Origin of the sequence: Paenibacillus humicus NBRC 102415 (assembly GCF_004000905.1) — a bacterium.
Taxonomy (GTDB): Bacteria; Bacillota; Bacilli; order Paenibacillales; family Paenibacillaceae; genus Paenibacillus_O; species Paenibacillus_O humicus.
Map to the genome: position 1 here is coordinate 1 of NZ_BIMD01000021.1, position 15,141 is coordinate 15,141.

The following is a 15,141-nucleotide window of genomic DNA, read 5'->3' on the forward strand; positions in this document are numbered from 1 at the left end:
CAGCGCGAATTACAAGAAATAGCGGATTGTATGTCCGAAAGCGAGCAGAATAGCGCGATTTACGAGAAATAGCGGAACGTATGTCCGATAGGGAGCAGAATAGCGCGAATTAAGAGAAATAGCGGAACGTATGTCCGATAGCGAGCAGAATAGCGCGAATTACGAGAAATATCGGAACTTATGTCCGAAAGCGAGCAGAATAGCGCGAATTACGAGAAACAGCGGAACGTATGTCCGATAGACAGCATAATAGCACGAATTACGAGTATAGCGGACGTATGGTCCGATAGCGAAGCGCCTGACCTGAAAGGGGCCAGCCGGGAAAACCGGCTGGCCTGATTCAAGTTCGGTCCGGCCTAGGCTTCTCGAGCAGTGCCGGACATTATTTTCGCAGCAAAGCCAGGTCGAACTCCGGAACGAGGCCTTCCCTCGCCGCTCGTCCGAGCAAGGACTCGACGGCGTTGTAGCCGTCCTCGCCAAGCTCGCGGGTGAACTCGTTCACATAGAGGGCGATGTGGGCGCTGGTGACCTCGGGGGACATTTCCTGGGCATGGGATCGTACGTAATCGGCAGATTGAGCGGGATGCTCCCAGGCGTATTCGACGGAAGAGCGGGCCCATGCCGCGATGGAGCTGCGGTCGAGGGAGCGCTTGGCGATGATGGCGCCCAGCGGAATCGGGAGGCCCGTATCGGCTTCCCACCATGCGCCCATGTCGGCCATCAGCGACAGCCCGTATTCGGGATAAGTGAAGCGCGCTTCGTGAATGACGAGCCCGGCATCGATACGGCCGTCTCGAACGGCGGGCATGATTTCGTGGAAAGGCATGACGACGATCTCCCCGACGCCTCCAGGAACATTCTGCGCCGCCCAGAGCCGGAACAGCAGGTAGGCGGTCGACCGTTCGCTCGGCACAGCGACCCGCTTGCCGCTCAGCCACGATGGATCCGCGCCGGGAGCGGCAGCTCCGCTGTGGGCATGGGCGGAGCCGGCAGCAGGAACGAGGGCCTTATCGGAGGCTTGATCCTGCTGTCCATACGGGACATCGAGGCCTGCCGAGACATACGGCTTTGCCGCAGCATCCGTACCGCCAGCAAGCGTGCCGCCGGCAGCATCCGTACCGCCAGCAAGCGTACCGCCAGCAGCAACCGTGCCGCCAGCGGCGATAGGTGCTCCCGGCATGGCGTCAGCATGGCTGCGCGAGGTTCCGCCGCCGGCGGTCAGCACGAGCGGACCGCAGCCGCGGCCGAGAGCGCCGCCGCAAGGGATGAGCGCGTAGTCTTCCAGAACCCAGGGCAGGGCGGCATAGGAAATTTTCATGACCTCGGGCCCGATGCGGTCGGCTGCCCAGCCGTTGGTGATGTCGATATCGGCATAAGTCACCTCCAGCTCAGGCGCGCCTTCGATAAGGCCATGCGACCAAGCGTGAAAGACAAAGGTATCGTTGGGACAAGGGGAATAAGCGATTTTCATTGGATTCCAAGCACCTCCGGCAGTAAAAATCCCGTCTTTTCAAGCGCCTGGAGCGCGTCGCCGATCCGCCAGGCTTCGCGGTCGCGCGGACCGACCGCATTGGAGATTGCCCGGATTTCCAGCGCCTCGATGCCTTGCATAGCGGCGGCTATGGCGACGCCATAGCCCTCCATCGCTTCAGCGGCAGCTCCCGGCACCCTTGCCTGAAGCTCGGCTGCCGACTCGGCCGATCCCGTGACGGTGGAGAGCGTCAGCACGGGGCCGGCGGCGGCTGCGACAGGCTCATTCGCCGTGCGCAGAGCTTCGGCGATGCGCTCCGCCAGCTCGCGGTCGGCCGCAACGCGCCACGAGCCGAAGCCGAGCTGATCCACGCTTGCGAAGCCGTCTGCCGTCTCGGCGCCCAAATCCGCCGCGATGATATCCGTCGCGATGACGACGGAGCCGACGGGCGCAATCGGGGAGAAGCCTCCGCCGATGCCGGCGCTGATGACATAGCGGAAGGAAGGGCCGCCAGCAATGGCGAGGGCGGCGCTGGCGGCTGCGGCGGCCGGGCCTACGCCGCCCGCGAGCACGATATAGCGGCCGACCCGCCGCAGCGGACCTTCGACCTCGCCGCATACTTCGGAGGGACAGGCTTTGAGCAGGCCGCGGACGACGGCGTCCCGCTCGGCCTCCACGGCGGTGACGACCAGGACGTAATGCGGCGTTGGATCCAGCTTTTTGATCATGAATAGTATCTCTCCCGGGGGGCTTCTTCTCGTAGAAAAAGCCCGTTAATAGTCAAGGGCATGCAGCCCGCTGGTGAAGGGCGAGAACTCGAATGCGCATGGGCAGGAGCTCGTCCGGGTCCGTGATGGACGGTTCATCTCTAACCATACTCCTATGCGGGCGTCCGTTCAAGGAAGCCCCCTCTCTTCCGCCAGTCTATGCACGATAAGCACCGCCGCCTCGAGCAGAGAGGAGACATTCCAGTCCGCCGTGAACGAAGCTCTACCATGTCTACGCGGCCTTCGTGCAGAACCGGCTCCCTCCCGGCTGCCGTCCGCCCTTCCCTTGCTCCTGTCCGCCGCACCGTTCACTCGAATTGTCCGCGTGCCGGCAGCCCGGCCGGCTGCGATATCGCTCTCGCGGTCTCCGATCATGTAGCTCTCGCTCAGCGAGAGGCGATGCCGCTTCGCCAGCTCCAGCAGCATGCCGGGCTGCGGCTTGCGGCAGGCACATCCGTAATCAGGCTTATGCGGGCAGAAGGCGATGCCGTCCAGCCGGGCCCCTTTTTTCGCCAGCAGCTCCTCCAGCCGTTTATGCACCGCCTCCAGATCCGCCAAGGACATGTAGCCGAGGCCGACGCCGCCTTGATTCGTCACCACATACACCCGGTAGCCCGCTTCCGCCAGCCCGCGGATCGCTTCGGCGGTTCCAGGCAATAGATGGACATCGTCCGGACCGTTCACCTGGCGTACACGCCCCGTATTCATCTCGTTGACGACGCCGTCCCGGTCCAGAAAGACCGCTTTCGCTGATTTCATTCCGCATCCTCCTCTTCCGAATTTCCTGCCCCGGGCATTCAGGCTATGCCCAGAGCGGAGCGTAAGCGCACCGGAGCCGTACCTTCCGAGTGGCTTTAGGCCCCTTTGCCTTGTCCGCTTCGCCCCCGCCCCGCTGCCGCCCCGCTGTCGTCCCGCTTCCTATTTCCTTATCTTACCCCGCTCCTCAGCTTCCCATCTTGATTGGCTGCTCCCGGACTGAGGGTAAAAGAGACCAGACTATCCGGCAAGGAGGCATACCGTCCATGCAAACGATCTGGAGGGGAGCGGTCGGCTTCGGCCTCGTCAACGTTCCGGTGCGGCTGTACGCAGCGACCGAGGACAATGACATCCCGATGCGGATGCTCCACAAGAAATACAACCAGCCGATCAAATACCACCGTACCTGTCCCAAATGCGAGGAGGACGTTTCCTGGAGCGACATCGTCAAAGGATACGAGTATGAGGATGGCCGCTTTGTCACCTTCGAGAAGGACGAGCTGGAGCAGCTCGCCTCGAAAACCTCGCGTGAGATCCGTATCCTCGATTTTGTGGATTTGGAGGAAATAGACCCCATCTATTTTCAGAAAACCTATTATCTTTCTCCGGAGGAAACCGGCAAGCACGCCTATCGGCTGCTCGTCGAGGCGCTGAAAAGCACCAAGAAAATCGGCGTGGCCAACGTGACGATCCGGCAGAAGAGCAGCCTTGCGGCTATCCGCGTCGTCGACGGAGTGCTTTCCCTCGTCACCATGTTTTATGAAGACGAGATCCGCGAGAAAAACCATATTCCGGGCCTGCCGGAGGAGGAGAAGATCGACCGGCGGGAGCTGGACATGGCGAAATCGCTGATCGAGCAACTGACGGGAAGCTTCGAGCCGGGGAAATACAAGGACGAGTACCGGGAGAGGCTGCTGGAGGCGATCGAGGACAAGGTGGAAGGCAAGGAGGTCAAGGTCGCCGAAGAGGAGTCGGAGCCGAATGTGCTGGACTTGATGGACGCGCTGCAAAAGAGTTTGAAGCAGCTGAAGCCCGCAGGCGGCACGGATTCCGGGAACGCGGGCAAGCCGTCCAAGCCGCGCAGGGGGGCCGCCTCCAAAGCCAGGCCGAAATCATCCAAAGCCGGATCCTCTTCCTCGAAAGCAAAGCCGTCGGAATCCAAGGGGAAGCCGGCTGCCGCCAAGCCGAAGCGCCGTTCGGGAACCCGCCCGAAAGAGACAGGGTCATAAGGGATGAAGCCTTTCGTCCCGATGTCGCCAATTTTGACGGATAGTCTGCCTGCGGGCGGCGAGTGGGCCTATCAGCTGAAGTGGGACGGCTTCCGCATCATCTCTGTCCTCCGCAGCGGGGAAGCGAGCCTATGGTCGAAGAAGATGAAGCCGAGGACCGAATCCTATCCTGATCTGGCCCATGCGCTCGAAGACCGTGCCGCCGAAGGCTTTCCGGATCTGATGCTGGACGGAGAGGCGTTTCTCCTGGATCCCCATACCGCCAAGCCCAGCTTTCAGATGATGCAGGGCCGGGACAAGCTGCGCGGCCGGGAACGGATCGAGCGGGCCTCGCGCCGCCAGCCGGTCGGTTATCTGATTTTCGATCTGCTCCAGGTGGGAAGAGAGGATCTGCGCAGCTTGCCGTTCGAGGAGCGCAGCGCCCGGCTGAAGAAGCTCTGCTCGAGCTGGCAGCCTCCCTTTTTCCTTGCGGATATGTATGAGGACGGCGAGTCGCTCTGGCGGTGGGCGGAGGAAAACGGCTGGGAGGGCGTTGTCGCCAAGCGGCGCGGCAGCCGGTATTCGGAGGGCAAGGAACACGGTGACTGGTACAAGCGGAAGACGTTTTTTCACCGCGAAGTCGATATCGTGGCTTTGCTTTATAAGGAAGGCAAGCTGTCGAGTCTGGTCATGAGCGGGCAGGGCCGGTACATGGGGCGCATCTCTTCGGGCTTGAACGAAAGAGCCAAGCGGCAGCTTTCCATGCAGAAGACGATGTCGGGGCGCCAGGGTGAATTTGGAGGCAGCCTGCCGGAAGGATTGCGGGGCACCGATATCCGCTGGCTGGCCAGCCCCATTGCGGCCGGCGTGAGCGGCCGGGAGCTGACGCAGTCGGGCCTGCTACGGCATCCCAAGCTGGAATGGCTGGAGGGGATCGTATTATGAGCCGAAGCATGCTGGAAGTGGAGGGCAACCGCATCGAGATCACCCATCCGGATAAAATGCTGTGGCCGGCGCCGGGAATCCGCAAAGCCGATTATTTGCAAAAGCTCGTCCAGCTGGCGCCGTATCTTCTCCGCTATTGCAGCGGACGCCGGCTGACGGCAATCCGGTTCCCGGATGGCGTAGGCGGCAAGTCCTTCTACCAGAAGAACGCGCCTGAACCGACGCCTGAATTCGTGGCGATCGCCGAAGTCGACGGAGTCCGCTACATCAATCTGAACTCCTTATCGACGCTGCTGTGGCTCGGCAATCTCGGCGTGCTGGAGTTTCACCCCTCCTTCGACAAAATCGGGGACGGCATGCCGGGCGAGTGGGTGCTCGACATCGACCCGTCGGAGGAAACCCGTCCCCGCCTGATGGAGGCGGGGAGCCTGATCGGCGAGGCGCTGGACGGCATGGGCATCGCCGCCGTGCCCAAAACGTCGGGAGCGACGGGCATCCAGATCGTCACCCCGCTGGCCAAGCCGTATACGTTCGGGCAGCTTCGGAGCCTGGGCTCTTTTCTGGGGCATTATTTATCCGACAAATATCCGCGGCTGTTCACGGTCGAGCGTTCGATCCGGGCGCGCCGAGGAAGGATCTATATCGACTACGTCCAGCATGCGGCGGGCAAGAGCCTCTCGGCTCCCTACACCCCGAGAGGGCGGGCGGTAGCGACCGTGAGCACGCCGCTAACTTGGGATGAGGTGAGGGGAGAAGCCGATCCGCAAGCGTTCACCCTGCTTACGATCGGGGATCGCCTGCAGCGGATGGGCGACCTGCTCGCCGCGGCGGAGCCTCAGAATCTCGACGCGGTGCTGGAATTCACAGCCAAGCGGGCCGAAGCCTGAATGCCGCTTGGCCGCTGGTTCAAGAAATTCAATCCAGGGAGGAATTTGCAATGGAAGACCAACGCAAAGGAAACGTGCATATTACGCCGGACGGGGACGAGGGATGGGCAACCCAGCGCGAAGGACGCGTGCTCAGCCGTCACGCTACGAAGGCGGAAGCCGAGGAGCGCGGCCGGGCAGAGGCGCGCCAGGCGAAGACGGAGCTGAAGATCCATACCAAGGATGGCCGAATAAGCGAATCCCACAGCTATGGCAACGACCCCTTTCCGCCGAGAGGCTGATGGGCGGGGCAGCTTGCCGAGCGTGTTTCGATTCGAGGCGTGCTTTATTTTAATTCCCTTGAAAACATGAATATAATCGCAAAAATACCGGTCCGCAGGCCTGATGGCCAGTCGGAGCCGGTTTTTTGTGGTTTGAGTCAACGCTGCTTGAGGGATATATTCCCTGACCCGGCCGAGAGGCGGACCGGGATCTCGCCGTTCCCGAACACGATCGTGTCGGTGTCGGCATCGCCCTTTTTCTCTCCGCCGCCCCAGTCGATCCGGAAGGTGCCGGACCCCGTGGAATAGCTGACGGCAGCGGATTCCGGAGCCTTTTTCGTCTGGATCGTGACGTTGCCGCTGCCGGAGCGGGCCTCGAGCGGATGCATAAGCGCGTCGAGCTCGACGCGGATGTTGCCGCTGCTGGTCTTCGCCCTGATCGCCCCCTCCACGTCAGTCAGGCGGATATTGCCGCTGCCGACGGTCGTCTCAAGCTCATTCATGCGGCTCTCTTCGATGGAGAGGTTGCCGGAACTGGTTTTGATCTTGGCTCCGTCCGCTTCGACCTCGCTTATTTCAACGTTTCCGGAGCCGTTGTAAAGCTCCAGAACGGAGGCTTTCAGCCCTTCGAAGTTGATGTCGCCGCTGCCGGAGTCCACGATGATGGAGTCGTATTGACGCTCCGGCAAGGAGATCTCCAGATTCACGTTGACGATGTTGAGGCCCATCGTGAAGCCGGTGTCGGCATCGCTTTTCAGGATGGCCGTATCGCCTTCCTTGACGAGCTCGACGCGGATTTTTTTCAGGGCTTTTCCGTTCGCCTTGCCGGTTGCGGCCGCTTCGATGACATCCGCCTTTCCTTTGACCAGGGCGACGTCCATGCTGCCGGATTCAACCTTGAGGCGGGCAATGCCGACGGCGGGGATTTCCTTGCGGATATCGACTTCCTTCAAGCCGAAGCTGAGGTCGGAACCGGCAAAGGTGAAGCCCCCGCCGACCAAGCCGGCCAGAAGCAGGATGAGCGCGAATACAACGAGATTGCGCATCAGGATTTCCTCCCTTTCATGACTCGGGTATTCAATTGAAGATACTTCAGCGTCAGCCTCATGAAGCCGCGGGTCAGCTTGTAGGTGCCGGCGCCGGCGAGCAGTCCAAGCGAGAGCAGAACCATGGCGGCGGAGATCGCCTGCGGCCCGGTCAGCGCGTCTCCGAACCAGCCTTCATAGAGGACGGGAACGACGGAGAGCACGAGAGCGGCCGATGCCGCCCAGAACCCGAACAGAACTCCAAGCAGGCCGATATACGGACCGAGGACGAAGACCAGATTGAAGAAACCGATGCCGACGGCGGCAAATACGGCTCTGGAAACGGAGGGCAGGCTGCCGCCCTTGCTTTCCGCTTCGGCTACCCGGTATCCGAGCAGCAGCTCCTTGGCGGCCAGCTTCGGATCTCCGAGCTCGGAGGCGGCTTCCTCCTCAAGGCGTCCGTGCTCGGCCGCCAACCGGAAATGCTCCTCGTAATCGTACATCCATTCCTTGCGGGTGCGCTCTGGAACCGGAGACAGCAGATTCCACAATTGCTGAAGATATTGCTCTCTGTTCATCGTTCGACACCTTCCTTGATCAATTCATCCACCGCGATCGAGAACGACCGCCATTCGCTGATGAGAGACATGAGATGGGAATGTCCCTGCGGGGTCAGCTTGTAGTACTTGCGGGGAGGCCCCTCCGTCGATTCCCGGAGATAGGTCGTGAAATAGCCTTCCTGCGTCAGGCGGTTGAGCAGCGGATAGACGCTCCCGACCGCGACCTCGAACTTTGCGGACATCGCGACGGCGAGCTCGTAACCGTACCGGTCTTCCCATGCCGCAAGTGCAAGCACGCATAGATCCAGCACACCTTTTTTGAATTGTACATTCATATGCGTTGCTCCTAACTATAATAAGGTATTCATTAATGTAGAATAGCTGGCTGTGAAGAATACCGTCCGATGGCTATACTATACCACTCACTATTATGCTTTGCAATATAGACTTGGAAATATTGGCAGATGCCCGGAGAGGTTTCCTAAAAAACGAAAACCTTGAAAAAGCAAACCTCACACCTTGAGGATGCCTCATTGTTGAAAACGATTTCTTGGCGGATAATTCGACTATAAACTTTGCAAGGGGGACACAACAGGTGGAAAACCAAGTAAAGAAAAACCACGCCATCAAAAAAACGGTCAGCGTCCTGACTATCGGCGCTCTTGCAGTCGGCCTCGCAGCCTGCGGCAGCAGCAACGACAATAACGGGGGCAATTCCGGCGGAACGAACACGGCAGCCAACACGGGATCGAGCACGAATGCCGGAGGCGCCGCGACGGATTCCGGCAAGAAAGTCACGATTACATTCCAGAACATTTATCCGGACGCGACTTCTCCGGCCAACAAGCTGCTGAAGGAGCTCGTCGCCCAATACGAATCCGAGCATCCGAACATCAAGATCGAGCTGGATTCGCTCAATACCGACCAGCAGAAGCTGAAGCTGAAAACGCAGGCCGGCAACAAAGAGATTCCGGATATCACGATTGTGAACCCGGCGGCTCAGATGAAGCCATACGTGGATGCCAAGCTCCTCGCTCCGCTCAACGATATGCTGGATCAGAACGGCCTGAAGGATACCTTCCAAAAAGGCCTGCTCGATTACTACAGCTTCGACGGCAACACGTACGCGCTTCCTGACGGCAACAATATCGAAGTCGTCTACTACAACAAGGACCTGTTCACCCAAGCCGGCATCAGCGACGTTCCGAAAACGTTCGACGAGCTGATCGCAGACGTGAAGGCGCTCAAGGCCAAAGGCATCACTCCAATCGCCATCGGCGAGAAGGACACCTGGACCGGCTCCTTCCTGTTCATGAACATCCTGCTCCGCACGAACGGCGGCCCTGGTTTCCTGCAGGACGTTCTCGACGGCAAGAAGGACTTCAACGATCCGGCGTTCACGGAAGCGGTCGACGCCTTCCAGGAGCTGGTTCAAGCCGGAGCGTTCCCTGAAGGCGCGACTTCCATCGACGCCAATGCCGGCGGCAACATCTTCAAAACCGGCAAAGCGGCCATGTTCATCATCGGTTCGTGGGAAACGGGCAACATCGACGCTTCCTCGGTAGCGGGCAAAGTCGGAGCCTTCACGTTCCCGACCGTAAACGGCAAAGGCGACCTGAACCAGTTCATGCTGGCACCGGGATCCGGCTTCGCGATCTCCGCGAACAGCAAGCATCTGCAAGAAACGAAGGACTTCCTGAACTTCTTCATGACGGAGTTCCCGAAAAAGAAATTCGAGCTTAAAGACGCTGTCGGCGTAGGCCAAGTGGTTGAAGGCGACTTCAAGGCGGCAGGCTACTCGGATCTGGCCATCAACATCCTGGATCTGTTCAAAAACGTCAGCGGCGGAGACCTCGCCTTCGACAACACGATGAACCCTGCGGTCGCGCAAGCGCATCTGAGCAGCATCCAGAACCTCTTCGTCCAGAAGGTAGACTCCAAGCAAGTGGCAAAAGAACACCAAGACGCATTCGCTGCCAACAAGTAAGCGATAGCAAGGCGCATGCCGGCGCCAGAAGCCGGATCGAGATGGGCGGCAAGGGCGGACTCCGGCATGGAGCCGCCCTTGCCCCGCTCCATGCGATAGAGAACGGAGGAGTTGAAGAACCATGAATGTGCTCAAGGTCCCCAAGCTTACGATTGCCGTGTTCGTTCTGCCTTGCTTGCTGCTGTATGTCAGCATGGTGTTCGTGCCGATCCTGTTTTCCGTCTACAACAGTACGTTCCAGTGGGACGGCCTTTCCTCGGTGAAAGAGTTCGTCGGCCTGGAAAACTATAAGAATATCCTGCTTAACGATCCTTACTTCTGGCCTGCCGTCCGGCGCACGCTCATGTACGCCGTCTTCTCCATGGTGGAGATTCCGGTCTGCCTGCTCTTTGCAATTCTGATCAACCGCTACGTCCGCAAGGGCAACACGCTCGTATCCATCTACTTCATGCCGGTCATCCTCTCGGTCGTCATCATCGGCCAGCTGTGGAAGACGATCTACAATCCGCTCGATATGGGCGGCATGATCAACGGCGTGCTGCATTTCCTGGGCATGGACTCGTCCATGAAGGCATGGCTGAGCTCGCCCAAGTTCGCGATGTACTGCCTTTATATCGTTTCGCTCTGGCAATACTTCGGCTACCATCTGCTCATCCAGTTCACCGGGGTGCAGAATATTCCGGCCGATATTTACGAGGCCGCCCGGATCGACGGCGCCGAAGGCTTCAAGGCCGACCGTTACATCACGCTTCCGCTGATCGTGCCGGTGTTCAAGATTTCCATCGTGCTGGCCTTCATCGGTTCGCTCCAGGCTTTCGACCTCATCATGGTCATGACGGGCGGAGGTCCGGCCCATGCGACGGATGTCATCTCCACGCTCATGTACAACAATACGTTTATGTCCAATAAATACGGTTACGGCAGCGCGCTGGCCATCGTTCTGGTCATCATCTGCCTGGTGTTCACGGTCCTCATCAACACGATTTTCAAACGCGTAGAGAATAAGGTAAGCTAAGGGAGGAAAAACATCCATGTCCGCTATCAAGAAATGGATCGTCTATCTTCTCCTGGCGATCCTTGTCGTAACCCAGCTGTACCCGCTGCTCTGGCTCGTCCTGTACTCGTTCAAGACCAACGAGGAGATTTTGGGAGGCAGCTTCTTCGCCCTTCCTCAAAATCCCCGCTTCGCGAACTACACGGAAGCGTTCGAGGCAGGCAATTATCTTCGCTATCTTGCGAACAGCGTCATCGTCACGGTCGTCACGATGGTATGCGTCATCGTGCTGGCCAGCATGGTCGCCTACGCAATATCCCGGTTCCGCTGGAAGCTGGCGCCGGTCGCGCTCATCATCTTCATGCTGGGCCTGATGATCCCGATGCAGGCGACCTTGCTGCCGCTGATGACGATCTTCAAGGGCATTCCGTTCCTGAAAAACACGCTCGGCATGCTTATTTTGCCTTATATCGCCTTCCAGACTCCGGTAGCGGTTTTCATCCTGAGCGGATTCATGAAAGGCATTCCGCATGAGATCGAGGAATCGGCATTCATGGACGGAGCGAGCGTCTACCGGATCTTCCGCAGCATCATCCTGCCGATCTCCGTTCCTCCGATCATGACGGTGTGTATCCTTACCTTCATTAATATCTGGAACGAATACATCCTGGCGGCGACGTTCATCTCCAAGGAAAGCCTCAAGACGCTTCCCTTCGGCGTCAACAGCTTCGTCAGCCAATATGCCGTCAACTACGGCAATATCGGAGCGTTCCTCGTCATGGGCGCGATTCCGGTTATCCTGATCTACTTCATCCTGTCCGAGCGAATTACGAAGGGCATGGTGGCAGGCGCGGTCAAAGGGTAAAGGCTAGCTGCGCGGCTTCGGCCGAAAGCTGCTGCGCATCGACAGCAACAGCATCTGCGCATCGACGGCGAAGCCCCGCAGAGCACGGCTGAACGAAATAGATAAAAGCCGCCTGGTAAGCGGCGCGACAACCCCGTCCGTGAAACCGCTCACGGACGGGGATTTGTCATTAAAAAACGGGAAGGGGTCATGCAGCTTGAAGCGGCGAGGAAGCAACTCATTTCAAACCTGGCTGTTCATCGTGCTGCTCAGCTGCATGACAGGCATGGTGATCATCGTCAGCCTGCTGTTCTACAACCGGACGACAGAGCAGCTGAGGGCAAAGATCCACGATCTCTCCAGCAAAAACGTCGCCCAGACAATCGGCCTGTTCGATCTGGTCGACAAAGGCTTCGACAGCCTGTCCAAGTCGATCAGCAACAACTTTGATCTCGTCCGCCTGCTGACCAGCCATCCGACCGAGCCTCAAGAGCAGTTCGCGAATGAGAGGGCGATCACGAACATTATCGGAACGAACTTCTTTTCCCGCGACGACCTGATCGGCATCCATGTCATGACGAACCAAAAGCGCATCTACAACTATGGGAACTACATCAACGAGGTCAAGCCGGGCTACGACAAGACCGGCTGGTACAAAAGCATCGTCGACGAAGGCGGGAAAATCGTCTGGCTGGGCCTATTTCCAACATCCGTCATCGATGAGAACGAAACCCGTCCGGTCCTGGCCTTCGGGCGTCAGCTGTATGATCTCGATGTGCACAAGCCGATTGGAGTCGTTCTCTACGAAACAAGCCCGGCCCCGATATTGAAGGCGCTTGAAAATCTCAAGCTCAGCTCCAACAGCAAGGTCTATCTGCTCGATGAGCGCGGCAGTCTCGTCAGCGCTACCGACGGCTCGGAGGACCTGCCGGCATTCGCCGATGTCCGCCGCCCGGATAACGTCGGAGAGACCGAGGTATACAGCCGGGACGGCCGGCTCATCGTCACGTCGCGCCTTCCGTTCGCAGACTGGACAGCCATCACGGTCACGCCGGAAAAGGATTTGAACGTCGAGCTGGTGGAGATGCGCCGGTACTTGTTTATCGTTGGGCTTATCCTCATTCTTGTCTCCATCGTCGTAGCGACGATACTGTCCAACACGATTTCTTCGCCGCTCAAGCGGGTCATCCGCGAGATGAAAAAGGTCGAGCTCGGCAATTTCCAAGGGCAGGTTCAGGTCCGGAGCTACCGGGAAATCAATTCGCTGGCCGGCTCCTTCAATGAAATGGTGCGGCAGATCGATCAGCTCGTCGAGCGGGTGAAGATCAGCTCGATGAGCGAGAAGAACGCGGAGCTGCTGGCGCTTCAGTCCCAGGTCAATCCCCATTTCCTGTACAATACGCTGGACATGATCTATTGGATGCTCGACGAAAAGGAAGAGGATCATCTCGGCGAGGTCGTTCTGTCCCTCTCCCGCATGTTCCGCTACAGCAGCCATTGGGAGCAGGGGGCGCTGGTGACGCTGGGCGAGGAGCTGGAGCAGATCCGCGATTATCTGACGATCATTACGATCCGGCTCGAAGGCAGAGTCTCGGTGATCATGGAAGTTCCGCCCGAATATCTTTCGGTTCCGCTGCCGAAAATGACGCTGCAGCCGATTATCGAGAATGCTGTCAAGCATGGACTTGAGCCGCTTGGCGGTGAAGGATGCCTGGTCATCACCGCCGGCAGCCAGGGGGCGCGGCTGACGATTACGGTGAAGGATAACGGAGTCGGGATGGATGCGGCCGCGCTGGCCATGCTCAGAGCCTCTCTGGACAGCGAGATCAACGCGCCGGGAAACGTCTTGGAGCCGGGGATCAAGCGCAAGGGCGGCATTGGCCTTCCCAACGTGCACCGCCGCCTCATCCACACATTCGGACCGGAATATGGACTGCGCCTGAGCAGCGAGAGAGACGAGGGAACGACGGCATCCATCACGCTCCCGCTTCCGCCGCGCCAGACGCCGGTTATTCCGCTACCCAAGAAGGAGGAGTGACTCATGCATATTCTGGTCGCCGACGATGAAAGCATCATCCGGACAGGGGTGAGACGGACGCTGGAGCAGGCACGGCCCGGATATACGATCCACTTGGCGGATTCCGCCGATCAAGCGGCGAAGCTGCTTACGGAGCATCCGATCGATATCGTGCTGACGGACATCCTCATGCCCGGCATGAACGGTCTGGAGTTCATGCAGCTGTCGAGAGCGAAGCATCCCGGAATCAAATGGGTCGTCATATCGGCTCATTCGGAATTTTCCTATGCGCAGAAGGCGGTGCAGCTGGGGGCCAAGGACTATCTGTTGAAGCCGATCGGTAAAAAGCGGCTCGTCGAGCTTCTGGAAGAGCTGGAGGCGGAGCTTGGCCGGGAGCGGTCGGAGGTCAAGCAAAGCGAGCTGCTGAGGACGAATTTGAAATACTTGCGGGAAGGCATGTTCCAAAGGCTGGCTGCAGGCCATGATATCCGAAACCTGGACATCGGGCCGCTCATGGACCGGTATCCGGAATTTTATCTCGTCGTCGTCCGTTTGGAGGCGGGCAGCCGCGATGCGGGGCTGGAGCATTTCATCGTGGACAATGTGTTCTCCGAGCTCATCGGCCGTTACGGCGAAGGCTTCGTCGTCAGCTACGACCGGCTGACGCTGATCGGGCTCGCTTCCGTAGAGACCGAGGACGCGTTTGCCCAGCTGATCGCTTCGCTGCGGGGATATTTGGGCCATTATCTGAAGCTTCCTTTCCGAATAGCAAGCAGCGGCGTCATGAAGGAGATCCGTTCCGTCCCGGACACGATCATGAAGCTTGCCCGCCAGGCATCGCATGCCGCGGCCGGACAGGAGGAGGCGGTCCGGATCAAGGGAGGCAGCGACAACAAGGCGATTGAAGTCGCGCTCCAGTATATTGAGGCGCATTATAAGGAAGAAACTCTATCGCTCGAGAGGATCGCTTCCGTCGTTTACCTCAATCCGGTCTACTTCAGCCAGCTGTTCAAGCAGAAGACCGGGCAGGGCTTCAAGGACTACATCATCGGGCTGAGGCTGGAGGAAGCCAAGCTGCTGCTGCGGGAATCGGATCTGAAGCTCGCGGATATCGCGGAGCGGATCGGATATCAGGACATGCGCCATTTCACGCAAGTATTCCGCAAGAGATTCATGCAGACGCCGACGGAATATCGGACCCGCAAGAAAATGGAACAGCGGTAACTGTCCATAGCTGACATGGACGTGGCACCTAATTAGGCTTCCCGCCTCTTCAAGAGGGCCGGGATGCCTATTTATGTAAAAGGCGATTCGGGATCTGGAAGGAAGTGTGGGAAACGGCAATCCTTCCAGGGAACCATGTATATAGAAGGGAAGTCAGGTGAGAATAGGACAGTGGCGGGATTGGAAACAGCCGGCG

15 protein-coding genes are annotated in these 15,141 nt (G+C 58.9%); 9 read left to right on the forward strand and 6 right to left on the reverse strand.

Translation table 11 applies throughout. The annotated features are described in order from the left end of the window. Positions 1 to 382: 382 nt before the first annotated feature. From PHU01S_RS13935 to PHU01S_RS13945, 3 genes are all read right to left on the reverse strand, one after another. A complete protein-coding gene (locus tag PHU01S_RS13935) occupies positions 383 to 1,471 on the reverse strand; it encodes a 1,4-dihydroxy-6-naphtoate synthase (RefSeq protein WP_049868804.1) in 1,089 nt (362 codons plus the stop codon). Then, a complete protein-coding gene (locus PHU01S_RS13940) occupies positions 1,468 to 2,199 on the reverse strand; it encodes a futalosine hydrolase (protein ID WP_049868805.1) in 732 nt (243 codons plus the stop codon). Before PHU01S_RS13940 ends, PHU01S_RS13935 begins: the two co-directional genes overlap by 4 nt. A 168-nt stretch (positions 2,200 to 2,367) precedes the next feature. Further along, complete coding sequence (locus PHU01S_RS13945) at positions 2,368 to 2,997, reverse strand: D-glycero-alpha-D-manno-heptose-1,7-bisphosphate 7-phosphatase (protein WP_083436472.1); 630 nt, start codon at positions 2,995 to 2,997, stop codon at positions 2,368 to 2,370. Between the two features lie 263 nt (positions 2,998 to 3,260). Between PHU01S_RS13945 and ku the strand changes: the two genes are divergently transcribed. Genes ku through PHU01S_RS13965 form a run of 4 tightly spaced genes read left to right on the forward strand, consistent with a single transcriptional unit; the run spans position 3,261 to position 6,315 of the window. Then, positions 3,261 to 4,223 carry a non-homologous end joining protein Ku gene (gene ku / locus PHU01S_RS13950; RefSeq protein WP_048747113.1) on the forward strand — a complete coding sequence of 321 codons (963 nt, stop codon included), beginning with the start codon at positions 3,261 to 3,263 and terminating at the stop codon, positions 4,221 to 4,223. Between the two features lie 21 nt (positions 4,224 to 4,244). Beyond that, positions 4,245 to 5,147, forward strand: coding sequence for an ATP-dependent DNA ligase (locus PHU01S_RS13955; protein ID WP_246029229.1), 903 nt, complete (start codon positions 4,245 to 4,247; stop codon positions 5,145 to 5,147). Further along, positions 5,144 to 6,034 (forward strand): non-homologous end-joining DNA ligase, encoded by an 891-nt coding sequence (gene ligD, locus PHU01S_RS13960; protein WP_232313097.1) that lies wholly within the window; start codon positions 5,144 to 5,146, stop codon positions 6,032 to 6,034. The genes PHU01S_RS13955 and ligD overlap by 4 nt, the downstream gene beginning before the upstream one ends. 50 nt (positions 6,035 to 6,084) lie before the next feature. Next, positions 6,085 to 6,315, forward strand: coding sequence for a DUF2188 domain-containing protein (locus PHU01S_RS13965; RefSeq protein WP_021879060.1), 231 nt, complete (start codon positions 6,085 to 6,087; stop codon positions 6,313 to 6,315). Between the two features lie 137 nt (positions 6,316 to 6,452). Here PHU01S_RS13965 and PHU01S_RS13970 read toward each other — a convergent pair whose 3' ends face one another. Genes PHU01S_RS13970 through PHU01S_RS13980 form a run of 3 tightly spaced genes read right to left on the reverse strand, consistent with a single transcriptional unit; the run spans position 6,453 to position 8,214 of the window. Continuing rightward, positions 6,453 to 7,340 carry a DUF4097 family beta strand repeat-containing protein gene (locus PHU01S_RS13970; RefSeq protein WP_127508064.1) on the reverse strand — a complete coding sequence of 296 codons (888 nt, stop codon included), beginning with the start codon at positions 7,338 to 7,340 and terminating at the stop codon, positions 6,453 to 6,455. Further along, on the reverse strand, positions 7,340 to 7,897 hold the full coding sequence (locus PHU01S_RS13975; protein WP_048747119.1) for an HAAS signaling domain-containing protein: 558 nt from the start codon (positions 7,895 to 7,897) through the stop codon (positions 7,340 to 7,342). The genes PHU01S_RS13970 and PHU01S_RS13975 overlap by 1 nt, the downstream gene beginning before the upstream one ends. After that, a complete protein-coding gene (locus tag PHU01S_RS13980) occupies positions 7,894 to 8,214 on the reverse strand; it encodes a PadR family transcriptional regulator (RefSeq protein ID WP_021879056.1) in 321 nt (106 codons plus the stop codon). The genes PHU01S_RS13975 and PHU01S_RS13980 overlap by 4 nt, the downstream gene beginning before the upstream one ends. Before the next feature lie 260 nt (positions 8,215 to 8,474). On the opposite strand from PHU01S_RS13980, the gene PHU01S_RS13985 reads away from it, so the two are divergent. From PHU01S_RS13985 to PHU01S_RS14005, 5 genes are all read left to right on the forward strand, one after another. Further along, positions 8,475 to 9,866 carry a sugar ABC transporter substrate-binding protein gene (locus tag PHU01S_RS13985; protein ID WP_232313099.1) on the forward strand — a complete coding sequence of 464 codons (1,392 nt, stop codon included), beginning with the start codon at positions 8,475 to 8,477 and terminating at the stop codon, positions 9,864 to 9,866. A 121-nt stretch (positions 9,867 to 9,987) separates the two neighbouring features. Continuing rightward, the gene (locus PHU01S_RS13990; protein ID WP_021879054.1) at positions 9,988 to 10,881 is read left to right on the forward strand and encodes a carbohydrate ABC transporter permease; all 894 of its coding nucleotides are present in this window, start codon (positions 9,988 to 9,990) and stop codon (positions 10,879 to 10,881) included. Between the two features lie 16 nt (positions 10,882 to 10,897). Further along, positions 10,898 to 11,725 (forward strand): carbohydrate ABC transporter permease, encoded by an 828-nt coding sequence (locus tag PHU01S_RS13995; RefSeq protein WP_021879053.1) that lies wholly within the window; start codon positions 10,898 to 10,900, stop codon positions 11,723 to 11,725. A gap of 256 nt (positions 11,726 to 11,981) precedes the next feature. Further along, the gene (locus PHU01S_RS14000; RefSeq protein ID WP_174806369.1) at positions 11,982 to 13,742 is read left to right on the forward strand and encodes a cache domain-containing sensor histidine kinase; all 1,761 of its coding nucleotides are present in this window, start codon (positions 11,982 to 11,984) and stop codon (positions 13,740 to 13,742) included. 3 nt (positions 13,743 to 13,745) lie between these two features. Continuing rightward, a complete protein-coding gene (locus PHU01S_RS14005; protein WP_021879051.1) occupies positions 13,746 to 14,945 on the forward strand; it encodes a response regulator in 1,200 nt (399 codons plus the stop codon). Positions 14,946 to 15,141 lie beyond the last annotated feature (196 nt).

Bases quoted from the DNA above. Each gene is read 5' to 3' on its own strand.
- ku (WP_048747113.1), top strand. From the start codon at position 3,261: ATGCAAACGATCTGGAGGGGAGCGGTCGGCTTCGGCCTCGTCAACGTT.
- PHU01S_RS13935 (WP_049868804.1), bottom strand. From the start codon at position 1,471: ATGAAAATCGCTTATTCCCCTTGTCCCAACGATACCTTTGTCTTTCAC.
- PHU01S_RS13965 (WP_021879060.1), top strand. From the start codon at position 6,085: ATGGAAGACCAACGCAAAGGAAACGTGCATATTACGCCGGACGGGGAC.
- PHU01S_RS13955 (WP_246029229.1), top strand. From the start codon at position 4,245: ATGTCGCCAATTTTGACGGATAGTCTGCCTGCGGGCGGCGAGTGGGCC.
- PHU01S_RS13945 (WP_083436472.1), bottom strand. From the start codon at position 2,997: ATGAAATCAGCGAAAGCGGTCTTTCTGGACCGGGACGGCGTCGTCAAC.
- PHU01S_RS13990 (WP_021879054.1), top strand. From the start codon at position 9,988: ATGAATGTGCTCAAGGTCCCCAAGCTTACGATTGCCGTGTTCGTTCTG.
- PHU01S_RS13940 (WP_049868805.1), bottom strand. From the start codon at position 2,199: ATGATCAAAAAGCTGGATCCAACGCCGCATTACGTCCTGGTCGTCACC.
- PHU01S_RS13970 (WP_127508064.1), bottom strand. From the start codon at position 7,340: ATGCGCAATCTCGTTGTATTCGCGCTCATCCTGCTTCTGGCCGGCTTG.
- PHU01S_RS13995 (WP_021879053.1), top strand. From the start codon at position 10,898: ATGTCCGCTATCAAGAAATGGATCGTCTATCTTCTCCTGGCGATCCTT.
- PHU01S_RS13975 (WP_048747119.1), bottom strand. From the start codon at position 7,897: ATGAACAGAGAGCAATATCTTCAGCAATTGTGGAATCTGCTGTCTCCG.
- PHU01S_RS14005 (WP_021879051.1), top strand. From the start codon at position 13,746: ATGCATATTCTGGTCGCCGACGATGAAAGCATCATCCGGACAGGGGTG.
- PHU01S_RS14000 (WP_174806369.1), top strand. From the start codon at position 11,982: ATGACAGGCATGGTGATCATCGTCAGCCTGCTGTTCTACAACCGGACG.
- PHU01S_RS13980 (WP_021879056.1), bottom strand. From the start codon at position 8,214: ATGAATGTACAATTCAAAAAAGGTGTGCTGGATCTATGCGTGCTTGCA.
- ligD (WP_232313097.1), top strand. From the start codon at position 5,144: ATGAGCCGAAGCATGCTGGAAGTGGAGGGCAACCGCATCGAGATCACC.